This window comes from Ferdinandcohnia sp. SAFN-114, assembly GCF_059415045.1.
In genome coordinates, this window is sequence record NZ_JBPFDQ010000053.1 from 25,336 (window position 1) to 38,843 (window position 13,508).

Sequence of the window (13,508 nt, forward strand, 5' to 3'; positions counted from 1 at the left end):
TTAGAACGAATGAAAGAAAGAGGTTTACTAATTGTTTTATCAGGTCCATCTGGTGTCGGGAAAGGTACTGTTCGAAAAGCTATTTTTTCTCAGCCTGATACAAAATTCCAATACTCTATTTCGATGACGACAAGAAAACCCCGCGAGGGTGAAGTAGATGGTGTAGATTACTTCTTTAAATCGAGAGAAGAGTTTGAGGAATTAATAAAAAACGACAAGCTTCTAGAATGGGCAGAGTATGTAGGGAACTATTATGGAACCCCAATTGACTATGTAGAGTCAACCTTACAGGAAGGTAGAGATGTATTTCTAGAAATAGAGGTACAAGGTGCACTTCAAGTAAGAAAAGCATTCCCAGAGGGGTTATTCATTTTCTTAGCGCCGCCAAGTTTGAAGGAATTAAAAAACAGGATTGTGACGAGGGGTACTGAAACTGATGATTTAATTCTCAACAGAATGAAGGTAGCAAAAGAAGAAATTGAAATGATGGACGCTTATGATTATGTAGTTGAAAATGATCAAGTAGAACTTGCATGCGATCGAATTAATGCAATTGTAACGGCTGAACATTGCCGAAGAGATCGAGTAGCAAGACGATATAAAAAAATGCTGGAGGGTGATTTTTAAATGTTAAATCCATCTATAGATTCATTATTAAATAAATTGAATTCCAAGTACACACTTGTAACTGTTGCTGCAAAAAGGGCAAGAGAAATGCAAGAGAAGAATAACGGAATGGTGCAGAAGCCTGTATCTTTTAAATCAGTTGGTAAAGCATTAGAAGAAATTGATGCCGGTTTACTTTTTTATTCGACTGACAAGAAAACCGCTGTTGATACTACACCAACAATTACTGAATAACCAAAAATAACAACCTCTCTTGTAGGTTGTTATTTTTTTAAGATATGTCTAGCCTAAGCGCCAAGTCCTAGAAGTTATAAGCCAAATTCACCACCGAAATTAAGAATTTGGTGCGTGATTAGATTTTTGCTTGTCAGTGCTAAGCAATGGGATTTAGCTTTTCTATAAAAGGGGGATTCAAGTGCTAAATAAAAAAATATTACTATGCGTGAGTGGTGGAATTGCGGTGTACAAGGCAGCAGCTTTGACAAGCAAGTTAACCCAAGCAGGAGCTCAAGTAAAAGTAATTATGAGCGAATCTGCAATGAAATTTGTTACGCCATTAACATTCCAAGCTTTGTCCAGGAATGATGTATATTTTGATACATTTGATGAAAAAAATTCGGCTGTTATTGCCCATATTGATCTTGCAGATTGGGCCGATTTAGTTGTAGTTGCACCTGCGACAGCAAATATAATCGGTAAACTCACAAATGGAATTGCAGACAATATGATTACGACAACATTGCTTGCAACTACCGCCCCTGTATGGATTGCTCCTGCAATGAATGTCCATATGTATGATCATCCTGCTGTAAAACGAAATATCGAAATCTTAGCTCGGGATGGATATCAATTTATTGAACCTTCTGAAGGGTATTTGGCATGTGGGTATGTTGGAAAAGGACGCCTTGAAGAGCCTGAAAAAATTGTTGAACTTATTACTGCTCATTTTTCTGAAAAACCAATTTTACAAGGTAAAAGGGTCTTAATAACTGCTGGGCCAACACGTGAGAAACTTGATCCTGTCCGATTCTTCACTAATCGTTCAACCGGTAAAATGGGGTATGCTCTTGCAGAGGCTGCAGGTAAAGCGGGTGCAGAAGTAATCTTGATTTCTGGACCGACTAATCTACCAGTTCCACCTAAAGTTAGAGTGATATCAGTTGAATCTGCAGAAGAGATGTTTACACAAGTGATGTCCCATTATCAACAAAGTGATATTGTCATAAAATCTGCAGCTGTTGCAGATTATCGTCCTAAGCAAGTCTATGATGGAAAAATGAAAAAGAAAACGGGTGACCTTGTCCTAGAACTAGAAAGAACAACCGATATATTAAAAACGTTAGGAGAAAAAAAGGATCATCAATTATTAATTGGTTTTGCTGCTGAAACAGATAATATAGATGAATATGCAAAACGCAAACTTACCTCGAAAAACCTTGACATGATCGTTGCAAATAATGTGACGACACTAGGGGCGGGTTTCGGTACTGATACAAATGTAGTAACGCTTTTTAAAAAGGATGGAACACAAAAAGATTTGCCGATGATGACTAAACTTGAAGTTGCAAAAGCAATACTTCAAGAAGTGAAAAAGCTCTTGGATGGCGAGAATAAATGAAAATCGCAAGCATAATCGTCGATGTTCCGGCAATGCAAACAGATAAAACCTATGATTATCTAGTTCCTGATAAATGGAAGGACATCGTCGTACCTGGTATGAGGGTCGTTGTTCCATTTGGTCCCCGCAAAGTGCAGGGATTCGTTTTGTGCCTATCAGCTGAGGGAGAAGTGGAAAAATTAAAGGAAATTCATTCCTTGCTTGACCTTACACCTGCCTTGAACGAGGAGCTTCTTCATATTGGGAAATGGTTAACAGAAAAAACGCTTTGTTTTACAATCTCTGCATTACAAGCGATGCTTCCATCAGCCATGCGGGCCAAATATGAAAAAGAAATAAGATTACTTGAACCTTCAAACAGAAGTGAATTGGAGCCAGCCATTCAAGCTTCTTTTATCCAACATGATGTGATTAGTTGGGAAGATGCAGAAAAAAATGATTTACTACATATTTACCAAAAGGATATAAAAAAAGGTCTCCTTGAAGTTGTCTACAAAGTAAAAAATCGTAGCAACAAGAAGACAATGAAGCAGGTGCAGCTTTCGATTTCAGTAGCGGAGACTGAAAAAATAATCCACGAACTTCCAGCAACTGCTAATAGACAAAAAGAGGTACTTGTCTATTTTTTAAAGGACAATAAGCCAATCTTTTTAAAGGAACTTTTACAGAAGGTTGGCGTGACAGATAGCACGATTCGAACAATGGTCAAAAAGGGTTTTCTTTCAGAAAGAAATGTTGAGGTATACCGGGATCCATATGCGGACAAGCATTTTGAACAGACTACACCAATGCCACTAACAACGGAACAACAAAAAGCGATTTCTCCTATCCTTGCCTCAATTGAGGATGTTCTTCATAAGGTGTTTTTAATGTATGGTGTTACAGGAAGTGGGAAGACCGAGGTCTATATGCAGGCAATTGATGCAGTCTTAAAAAGAGGTAAAGAAGCGATCGTGCTTGTGCCAGAAATCTCTCTGACCCCACAAATGGTAAGTCGCTTTAAGGGCCGATTTGGCTCTCGGGTTGCCGTTATGCATAGTGGCCTAGGAATCGGAGAGAAATATGATGAATGGCGAAAGATATACCGTAAGGAAGTAAGTGTTGTAGTTGGGGCCAGATCTGCTATTTTTGCACCGTTTGAGAACCTCGGAATCATCATTATTGATGAAGAACATGAATCCAGTTATAAACAGGAAGACAATCCACGATATCATGCGAGAGATGTTGCTATTTTTCGTGGGCAACTCCATAATGCCCCTGTTATTTTAGGAAGTGCGACACCGACGCTTGAATCCTTCGCACGAGCCTCTAAGAATGTTTATGAGCTCGTAACATTAAAGGAAAGAGTTAATCAAAGACCACTACCAAGTGTTGAAATCGTAGATATGCGTGAGGAATTACGCAACGGCAATCGTTCCATGTTTTCAGGTTCTTTATTTGAAAAATTAACTGAGCGACTTGAACGAAATGAACAATCGGTTTTATTTTTAAATAAGCGAGGGCATTCCTCGTTTGTCATGTGTAGGGATTGCGGATATGTCGCAAATTGCCCACACTGTGAAATTTCGCTAACCTATCATAGAACACATCACCGTTTAAAATGTCATTATTGTGGTTACGAAACATTCATGCCTAATACTTGCCAAGAGTGTGGAAGTGAGCATATTCGCTTCTTTGGAACAGGCACTCAGAAGGTGGAAGAAGAACTTGCTAAGGTATTACCAGAAGCAAGGGTCATTCGAATGGATGTAGATACAACAAGCCGAAAAGGTGCCCATGAGAAGTTATTAAAAGAATTTGGTGATCGAAAAGCTGATATTTTATTAGGTACACAAATGATTGCAAAAGGATTAGATTTTCCAAATGTTACATTAGTTGGTGTATTAACGGCTGATACCATGCTTAACCTGCCAGATTTTCGCTCATCCGAAAAAACGTTTCAGCTTCTTACACAAGTCAGTGGTAGAGCGGGACGCCATGAGTTGCCAGGTGAGGTTGTGATTCAGAGTTATACTCCTGAACATTATAGTATAGAGCTCGCGAGCCATCATGATTATGACAGCTTTTATCAGAATGAAATGAGAATTAGAAAAGCTCATGCTTATCCACCTTATTACTATCTGGCTTTAGTAACCATCACACATCCAGAATTAACGAAAACGGTGGATGTTGCTGAGAAGATTGCAATCTATTTACGAAAATCTTTATCTAATCAGTCCATTATTTTAGGACCGGTAACCTCACCAATTGCTCGGATTAATAATAGATATCGATACCAATGCATGATAAAATACAAAAATGAGCCAAATCTTAATAAACTTTTAAAAGGGATAGTAGATCGTTATCAACGTGAAATTTCACAAAACTCACTTACACTTTCCATTGACTTAAACCCATATATTATGATGTAGTTTAAACTTCTGAAAAAAGAGAGAGACTAGTAGAAATGAGCAAGGCGCCCCTATTCCAGCTAGGGCAGGCCACGACCTGTGCCTGTCGCTGGAATCCTAACCGTCCGGCAAGTGCGACAAGCGTATGCCGAGCGATGACAGTTTTTTACCTACAGAAGCGATTGACTTATGGCTCCAGACGATGGCGCCTGGAACTAGATATGTAAAAAAGTAGAATGTTGGAGGAACACACTTGTCAGTATTACCAATTGTAAAATACCCTAATGAAATACTAGAGGTAGAATGTGAAAAGGTGACAACCTTTGATCGGAAATTATCAAAACTAATTAAAGATATGTATGATACAATGCTTGAAGCGGATGGTGTTGGCTTAGCTGCCCCTCAAGTTGGAATTGCAAAACAAATCGCAATCGTTGATATTGGAGACGAAAGCGGACTTATTGAACTTATTAATCCCGTGATCCTTGAGCGTAGAGGTGAACAGGTGGGTCCTGAAGGCTGTCTCAGTTTTCCGGACCTTTTTGGTGAAGTTACACGCAATGATTACGTAAAAGTAAGAGCTCAGAACAGAAGAGGGAAAACATATATAATTGAGGCAAGAGAATTCTTGGCCCGTGCGATTCAACATGAAATCGATCATCTCCACGGTATATTATTTACCTCGAAGGTGAACCGTTTTTATGAAGAAGGAGAAATTGAAGGGTAGGTAATTACATGGAACGTATTGTATTTATGGGTACACCGGACTTTTCAGTACCTGTTTTACGTCAAATAATCGAAGATGGATATGAAGTTGTTGCAGTAGTAACGCAACCGGACAGACCGGTTGGTAGAAAAAGAGTTTTAACCCCTCCTCCTGTAAAGGTTGAGGCATTAAATCATCGCATACCAGTCCTACAACCAAATAAAATTCGTGAAAAAGAAGAAATTGAAAAAGTATTAAGTTATAAGCCTGATTTAATCGTAACTGCTGCTTTCGGGCAAATTCTCCCTAATGAATTATTGGAAGCACCTAAGTTTGGATGCATAAATGTACATGCATCCTTACTTCCTGAGCTTAGAGGTGGTGCACCAATCCATTATTCAATTCTCCAGGGGAAGAAAAAAACAGGTGTTACTATCATGTATATGGTTGAAAAGCTAGATGCGGGGGACATTTTAACTCAAGTTGAAATTCCAATATCAGAAACAGACCATGTTGGTTCTTTACATGATAAATTAAGTGTTGCAGGTTCAAAGTTATTATCTGAAACTATTCCTTTGCTTTTAGCAGATAAAATAACACCAATAAAACAGGATGATTCTAAGGCAACATTTGCATCAAATATTAAGCGGGAACAGGAAAAGATAGACTGGACAAAAGATGGAGAAGATATTTACAACCATATACGTGGACTTCACCCGTGGCCAGTTGCTTATACCACTTTAAATGGCGATGTAATGAAAATATGGTGGGGCCACAAGGTTCCTTCTACAACTTATGCAAAGAGCGGAACGGTTGTTTCAATTGAAAAAGATGGGTTTATTGTTTCGACTGGGAATACTACTTATATAAAAATCACCCAACTTCAGCCTGCCGGTAAGAAAAAGATGAGTGCAGAGCAATTCATGATGGGGTCGAGTATACAGGTGGGAACTCAGCTAGGAGACAAAAATGACGAAAACTAATGTTAGAAATGTAGCACTTGAAATCTTATTGCAAATTGAAAAAAATCAAGCATATAGCAATCTTCTTTTAAATCAAATGATAAAAAAGCATGAGGTTAAAGGAAAGGATGTAGGATTACTTACAGAGATAGTATACGGAACAATTCAACGACGTGATACATTGGATTATTATTTAGTTCCGTTTTTGAAAAAGAGTAAAAAACTTGATCAATGGGTAAAAATCTTATTAAGACTTTCCTTATATCAAATGATTTATTTAGACCGAGTACCTGAGCGAGCAATCTTTTTTGAGGCAGTTGAAATCGCCAAAAGAAGAGGGCATAAAGGTACCGCTTCGCTGGTGAATGGTGTTTTACGTTCCGTTCAACGAGAGGGTTTGCCTTCATTAGACCAAATAACTGATGAAGCTGAAAGAATTGCTGTTGAAACCAGTCACCCTATCTGGCTTGTCAAGCGTTGGGCTCAACAAATTGGAATAGAAGAAACTCGGAAAATGTGTGAGGTAAATTGTACCCCACCAGAGCAAACGGGGCGTATTAATAGCCTGGTTACAACGAGAGAAAAACTTATTCAAATGCTAAAAGAAGAGGATATCGAAGCTGTTGAAGGTGATGTTTCTCTTGATGCGATTAAGGCTGTTCGTGGCAATTTAATTCATTCAAAGACATTTAAAGAAGGATATTTTACAATCCAAGATGAAAGCTCAATGCTGGTTGCGAGAGCACTTGGTGTTGAAAAAGGTGATCAAATCCTCGATAGCTGCGCAGCACCTGGCGGTAAAACAACACATATCGCCGAACTACTAGGAAACACGGGCAAGGTTTACTCACTGGATCTACATGAACATAAAATAAAATTGATTAATGAAGCAGTGAAACGATTAGGTATTGAAAATGTAGAGACAAAAGCCCATGATAGTCGAAAGGCTAGGGAAATCTTTGAGGATCAAAAGTTTGATAAAATTCTTGTGGATGCACCGTGCTCAGGATTTGGCGTCATAAGAAGGAAACCGGATATTAAATATACAAAATCAGTATCAGACAATCATAACCTTGCAAAAATACAGTTAGACATACTAACTGAGGTTTCATCTTTATTAAAAAAAGATGGTATACTCGTGTATAGCACATGTACAATAGATTACGAAGAAAATGAAGGGGTAGTTAAAACCTTTATCGAACTTAATCCCGATTTTATTCTGGATGAAACAATACAAAATAATCTTCCTGAAATAGTGAAACCATATATTAAAAATGGACAACTACAGCTTTATCCACATTATTTTGGTACGGATGGATTTTATATTGCAAGATTAAGAAAGCAGGTGTAATGTAATTGGAAGAAGTACAAACAACGAGAAGAAAAAAACAAAATTTACCGAGTTCTAAACCATCAATTTATTCACTTCAATTAGAGGAACTTGAAAAATGGCTAATCGAAAATGGAGAGAAGAAATTTCGTGGAAACCAGATTTTTGAATGGCTTTATACGAAGCGTGTAACAACATTTGACGAGATGACGAACCTTTCAAATTCATTAAGACAAAATCTAGCTGAGCATTTTACAATTACGACTCTTAAAACAATTATTCAGCAAACATCAGCTGACGGTACAATGAAATTTTTATTTGAACTTCATGATGGCTATTCGATTGAAACAGTGCTCATGAGACATAGCTATGGGAACTCGATTTGTGTAACAACACAAGTTGGATGCCGTATTGGTTGTACGTTCTGTGCTTCAACGTTAGGTGGACTCAAACGTAATTTAGAAGCTGGCGAAATCGTCGCTCAAGTTGTCAAGGTGCAAAAAGCACTAGATGAGCTAGGTGAACGTGTGAGCCATTTAGTTATAATGGGTATAGGTGAGCCATTTGATAACTATGATCAAATGCTTTCATTCCTAAAAATCATTAACCATGATAAAGGCTTAAATATTGGTGCTCGTCATATTACCGTTTCAACAAGTGGGATCATTCCAAAAATCTATAAATTTGCAGATGAAAAATTACAAATAAATTTTGCAATCTCTTTACATGCACCTAATACCGAAATTAGAAGTAAGTTAATGCCGATTAATCGTGCATATAAACTACCTGATTTAATGGAAGCTGTACGTTATTATATTGATAAAACAGGGAGAAGAATTAGCTTTGAATATGGGTTGTTTGGTGGAGTCAATGATCAAGTTGAACATGCCGAAGAACTAGCAGAGCTACTAAAGGGAATTAAATGTCATGTGAATTTAATTCCAGTCAATTATGTTCCTGAGCGCGATTATGTTCGAACACCACGAGAGCAAATTTTTGAATTTGAAAAGACATTAAAGAAGCATGGTGTGAATGTGACAATTCGACGTGAACAAGGTCATGATATTGATGCGGCCTGTGGTCAATTACGTGCAAAGGAGCGTAAAGAGGAGACGAGGTGAACATATGAGGTCGTTCTTTTTGACAAACCGGGGAAAAGTAAGACAAATCAATGAAGATAGTTGTGGTGTATACCATAACAAAGCAGGACAAGTATTAGCTGTAGTGGCTGATGGAATGGGTGGTCACCGAGCTGGTGATGTTGCGAGTAGTATGACAACATCCCAGCTACGGTCTTATTGGGAGCAAGTTGACAAGGTGACAACATCCGAATCGGCAGAAGAGTGGTTAAAAGAGTATATTTCTAAAATAAATTCAAACCTATACACACATTCACAGGAAAATAATGAATGCAAAGGTATGGGAACGACTGTTGTGGCTGCTATTTGTACAGAGTTGTTTTCAACTGTAGCCCATATTGGAGACAGCCGCTGTTATGTTCTAAACAGTCACGGGTTCAAACAAATTACCGAGGATCATTCACTTGTCAATGAACTTGTTCGTTCTGGTCACATTTCCAAGGAAGATGCAGAGCATCATCCACGTAAAAATGTCGTTTTACGTGCGTTAGGAACAGAAACTCATGTTCAAATGGACCTGAAAACCCTTATTTTAGATGAAGGGGACATGCTTTTAATTTGCTCTGACGGCTTATCTAATAAAGTCCCAGAGTCCGAATTAAAAAGCATTCTTGAAAGTGACGAAAGTATTGAAAACAAGAGTGAACAACTTATCCAATTAGCCAATGATAATGGTGGAGAAGATAATATCACACTCGTAATCGTCGATTACACACCTGAAAGTGAGGGAGAATAACCCTATGCTTATTGGAAGACGATTAAGTGGTCGATATAAAATTCTCGAGGTTATTGGTGGAGGCGGGATGGCCAATGTCTATCTTGCTCGAGATATTATTCTAGAAAGAGACGTAGCCATTAAAGTGCTGCGGTTAGATTTCTCCAATGATGAAGAATTTATAAAACGATTTAGAAGAGAAGCACATGCGGCTACAAGTTTGGCGCACCCAAATGTTGTAAGTATCTATGATGTTGGGGAAGAAGAGGATATTTATTATATAGTAATGGAATATGTTCCTGGCCAAACCTTGAAACAATACATACAACGGAATGCACCGCTTCATCCAAAAGAAGCGATTAATATTATGTTGCAGTTGACATCTGCAATCACCCATGCCCATCAAAATCAAATTGTTCACCGTGATATCAAACCACAAAATATTTTAATTGATCACGATGGTACTGTTAAGGTAACAGATTTTGGAATAGCAGTTGCGCTAAGTTCAACAACGATTACTCAAACAAACTCTGTACTTGGTTCAGTTCATTATTTATCACCAGAACAAGCACGGGGTGGAATGTCAACTAGGAAGTCAGATATATATTCACTCGGTATCGTGATGTTTGAATTATTGACAGGTCGAGTACCTTTTGAAGGTGAATCAGCCGTATCTATTGCCTTAAAGCATCTACAATCAGATACCCCATCACCCAAAAGATGGAATGCGACCATTCCACAGAGTGTTGAAAATGTTATTTTAAAAGCAACAGCAAAAGATCCATTTCATCGTTATGATTCCGTTGATGAGATGGAAGAGGATTTGCAGACTGTGTTATTTCCAAATCGAGTAAATGAAGAAAAATTTGTGATTCCTGATATGGATGATGAAGTCACAAAGGCAATTCCAATAATTAAGGATAATAGTCCATTATCAAGTTCTGAAACAATGGTAAGAGATTCTCAAAAGAATTCAAAACCAGTTGATCAGGACGAACCAAAGAAAAAGCAGAAAAAGAAAAAGAAAAAGAAGAATAAGCTTTTAGTTACACTTGCAATTATCTTTTTCTTAATTCTTGCTGCTGGAGTTGCTGCAGTAACAATTTTCCCAGCCTTATTTTTACCGAAGGATGTCGAAGTTCCAGATGTCTCAAACATGACATACGATCGAGCTGTTAACAAATTAGAGGAAGCTGGATTTACGATTGGTGACACGATTGAAGTCAGTGACCAAGAAGTAAAAGAAGGCTATATTGTTCGTACTGATCCTGAAGCAGGAGATTCGGTTAAGGAAGGCGCCACTATTGATTTATATGAAAGTACTGGTAAAGAGAAAGTGGCTTTTAAAGATTATGTCGGTAGAAATTTCGAAGAAGTAAAAGATAAGTTATTAAATAAAGAAAAATATTTAGCTGTGTTTTCAGAAGAAGAATTTTCTGACAGTGCTCGAGGAACAATCCTTAGCCAATCAATTGACGAAGGAGAAGAGGTTGTACCAGAAGAAACAGAAGTAACTTTTACAATAAGTAAGGGACTTGAAACTATTAAACTTGCTGATTTAACAAAATATCCTGCAAATGCTCTCGACGAATATTCGAATAGTACTGGTTTGATAATTGACTATGCTGAGGAGCAACACTCAGATGAAATTCCTGCTGGCCAGGCGATTTCACAAACACCTGCAGCAGGTTCTGAATTAACAAAGGGTGCTAAGGTTAAAGTAATTATGTCAAAAGGTCCCGAGCCTAAAGAGCCAAAAGAAGTAAAACAAACCATAACAATCGATTATACGCCGGATGAAGAAGAAATCCCGCAGTTAGTGGAAATTTATATTCAGGATGCGAATAATAACATCACCAAAGTTTATGATGAATTTGAACTCACTGAAAAACGTTCAATTGAACTTACCTTTGTGATTAACCCAGGTGAAACGGCCGAATACATGGTTTTAATAAATGGAAAATTAAATCAGCGAGATAAAATTCCGTATCCAGAAGAATAGGCGTCAATAGATAGTGTGAATTTTAAGCTACCTGACAAATGTCGTGGTGAATGAATTGAAACAAGGAGTGAAACTATGCCAGAAGGCAAAATTATTAAAGCATTAAGCGGATTTTATTATGTCCAAGGTGAAAACAGTGAACTGATTCAATGTCGTGGTAGAGGGGTATTTCGTAAAAATAAAATTACTCCATTAGTGGGTGACCATGTTATCTTTCAAGCAGAAAACGAAACAGATGGGTATATTTTAGAAGTATTAGAACGGAAAAATGAATTAGTAAGGCCACCAATTGCAAATGTTGATCAAGCTATCTTGGTTTTTTCAGCAATTAAACCCGATTTCAGTCCATTGTTGTTAGATCGCTTTCTTGTTTTAGTTGAATCAAACGACATAAAACCTATTATTTGTATTAGTAAAACGGATTTAATTTCCGATGAGTTGTTCCAGGAAATCCAGGAGTATGCAAAAATCTATCGGGAAGTTGGCTATCACGTTCTGTTAACTTCAACGAAGGTACGTGAAGGTCTTGACCAGCTTCTGCCTTTACTGGATAATCAAATTTCAGTTTTCGCAGGGCAATCAGGGGTTGGAAAATCTTCATTATTGAATACGCTACGACCTGATCTTGAATTGAAAACGGATGAAATTTCATCATCTTTAGGTCGGGGAAAGCACACAACCAGACATGTAGAATTAATTGAGGTTGGTGGTGGCCTTGTTGCAGACACGCCTGGTTTTAGTTCGTTGGAATTTTTGACAATCGAATTAGATGAACTTTCATACTGCTTTCCGGAAATTTATGATGCAGGAGCAAATTGTAAGTTCCGAGGGTGCACCCATATTTCTGAGCCGAAATGCGCTGTTAGACAGGGTATAGAGGAAGGGAGTATTGCGCAATTTCGATATGACCATTATGTAAGTTTTTTTGAAGAAATCAAGGATAGAAAGCCGAGGTACTAAGGATGATCAAAATTGCACCATCCATTCTTTCAGCTGATTTTGCAAAGCTTGGAGAAGAGATTAAGGATGTTGAAAATGGAGGAGCAGACTACATTCATGTGGATGTCATGGATGGTCACTTTGTTCCTAATATTACAATTGGTCCTTTAATTGTAGAGGCGATTCGACCGATTACTAAACTGCCATTGGATGTTCATTTAATGATTGAAAACCCTGATCAATACATTTCTGCTTTTGCTAAAGCAGGAGCAAACTTTATAACGGTACATGTCGAGGCGTGTCTTCACCTTCATCGTACCATTCAGTTAATTAAATCTCATGGTGTAAAAGCTGGAGTCGTATTAAATCCTGCAACACCTGTAGATACGATTAAGCATATTATTGAGGATATTGATTTAGTGTTGCTTATGACAGTGAACCCTGGATTCGGAGGGCAAAAATTTATTCACTCCGTGCTTCCTAAGATTGAGGAAGTTGCTAGGATGGTAAAAGAAAAGAACTTGAATGTTGAAATTGAAGTTGACGGAGGAGTCAATGAAGAAACAGCAAGGCTTTGTGTCGAGGCTGGTGCTAATGTTTTAGTTGCAGGGTCAGCTATATACAATCAAGTGGATCGGAAAACAGCAATTGAAAAAATCCGTAATATGTAAAAAGAGCAGATTTTCTGCTCTTTTTTTCATGTTTTATTAACTTGGGATACTATGTTTTCGAAATGAAAAAATAGATTGAATTGTACTTTTTTTTATCAAAAGGGCATATGAATGTTTTAAGTAGGATAAAAGAAATTGCTTTTATTTATATGTATGTACTATGGTACTATTTTTTTTCATTTGAATAATATTATAAAGTAGACTGTATGAATTCAATGAAAGTACGTGGATATTTGCATTGAGGAGGGAAAGTATGAAATTTTATACGATTAAGTTGCCAAAGTTCTTAGGTGGTATTGTCCGTGCCATGTTAGGATCATTTAAAAAAGGATAAAAGTGAACTGACCTAGCCAAATGAGACATATATAAAACACCTATCCATATTAAATTTAACACTTTTTCATTAATT

General features: G+C 37.6%; 13 protein-coding genes. All 13 read left to right on the plus strand.

Annotated elements, in window-relative coordinates; all coding sequences use genetic code 11:
• Positions 1 to 9 precede the first annotated feature (9 nt).
• The 13 genes from gmk (at position 10) to spoVM (ending at position 13,433) form a co-directional block, all read left to right on the plus strand.
• Entirely contained in the window at positions 10 to 627 is a 618-nt protein-coding gene (gene gmk / locus ACR65M_RS16840) for a guanylate kinase (RefSeq protein ID WP_341331937.1), read from the plus strand.
• Positions 628 to 861, plus strand: a complete 234-nt coding sequence (rpoZ, locus tag ACR65M_RS16845) for a DNA-directed RNA polymerase subunit omega (RefSeq protein WP_121446533.1) — start codon at positions 628 to 630, stop codon at positions 859 to 861.
• Positions 862 to 1,042: 181 nt separating this feature from the next.
• Complete coding sequence (coaBC, locus tag ACR65M_RS16850) at positions 1,043 to 2,245, plus strand: bifunctional phosphopantothenoylcysteine decarboxylase/phosphopantothenate--cysteine ligase CoaBC (protein ID WP_341331936.1); 1,203 nt, start codon at positions 1,043 to 1,045, stop codon at positions 2,243 to 2,245.
• Positions 2,242 to 4,656, plus strand: coding sequence for a primosomal protein N' (gene priA, locus ACR65M_RS16855; RefSeq protein WP_341331935.1), 2,415 nt, complete (start codon positions 2,242 to 2,244; stop codon positions 4,654 to 4,656). Before coaBC ends, priA begins: the two co-directional genes overlap by 4 nt.
• 232 nt (positions 4,657 to 4,888) lie before the next feature.
• The gene (gene def / locus ACR65M_RS16860; protein ID WP_341331934.1) at positions 4,889 to 5,362 is read left to right on the plus strand and encodes a peptide deformylase; all 474 of its coding nucleotides are present in this window, start codon (positions 4,889 to 4,891) and stop codon (positions 5,360 to 5,362) included.
• 8 nt (positions 5,363 to 5,370) lie between these two features.
• A complete protein-coding gene (fmt, locus tag ACR65M_RS16865; RefSeq protein WP_341331933.1) occupies positions 5,371 to 6,324 on the plus strand; it encodes a methionyl-tRNA formyltransferase in 954 nt (317 codons plus the stop codon).
• The gene (gene rsmB / locus ACR65M_RS16870; RefSeq protein ID WP_341331932.1) at positions 6,311 to 7,654 is read left to right on the plus strand and encodes a 16S rRNA (cytosine(967)-C(5))-methyltransferase RsmB; all 1,344 of its coding nucleotides are present in this window, start codon (positions 6,311 to 6,313) and stop codon (positions 7,652 to 7,654) included. The genes fmt and rsmB overlap by 14 nt, the downstream gene beginning before the upstream one ends.
• A 5-nt stretch (positions 7,655 to 7,659) precedes the next feature.
• Entirely contained in the window at positions 7,660 to 8,754 is a 1,095-nt protein-coding gene (gene rlmN / locus ACR65M_RS16875; RefSeq protein ID WP_341331931.1) for a dual-specificity RNA methyltransferase RlmN, read from the plus strand.
• 4 nt (positions 8,755 to 8,758) lie between these two features.
• Positions 8,759 to 9,508, plus strand: a complete 750-nt coding sequence (locus ACR65M_RS16880) for a Stp1/IreP family PP2C-type Ser/Thr phosphatase (RefSeq protein WP_341331930.1) — start codon at positions 8,759 to 8,761, stop codon at positions 9,506 to 9,508.
• A gap of 4 nt (positions 9,509 to 9,512) precedes the next feature.
• Positions 9,513 to 11,489, plus strand: coding sequence for a Stk1 family PASTA domain-containing Ser/Thr kinase (gene pknB, locus ACR65M_RS16885; protein ID WP_341331929.1), 1,977 nt, complete (start codon positions 9,513 to 9,515; stop codon positions 11,487 to 11,489).
• 75 nt (positions 11,490 to 11,564) lie between these two features.
• Positions 11,565 to 12,449, plus strand: a complete 885-nt coding sequence (gene rsgA / locus ACR65M_RS16890) for a ribosome small subunit-dependent GTPase A (protein ID WP_341331928.1) — start codon at positions 11,565 to 11,567, stop codon at positions 12,447 to 12,449.
• 2 nt (positions 12,450 to 12,451) lie between these two features.
• Complete coding sequence (gene rpe / locus ACR65M_RS16895; protein WP_341331927.1) at positions 12,452 to 13,099, plus strand: ribulose-phosphate 3-epimerase; 648 nt, start codon at positions 12,452 to 12,454, stop codon at positions 13,097 to 13,099.
• Between the two features lie 253 nt (positions 13,100 to 13,352).
• On the plus strand, positions 13,353 to 13,433 hold the full coding sequence (gene spoVM / locus ACR65M_RS16900) for a stage V sporulation protein SpoVM (protein ID WP_010282530.1): 81 nt from the start codon (positions 13,353 to 13,355) through the stop codon (positions 13,431 to 13,433).
• Positions 13,434 to 13,508 lie beyond the last annotated feature (75 nt).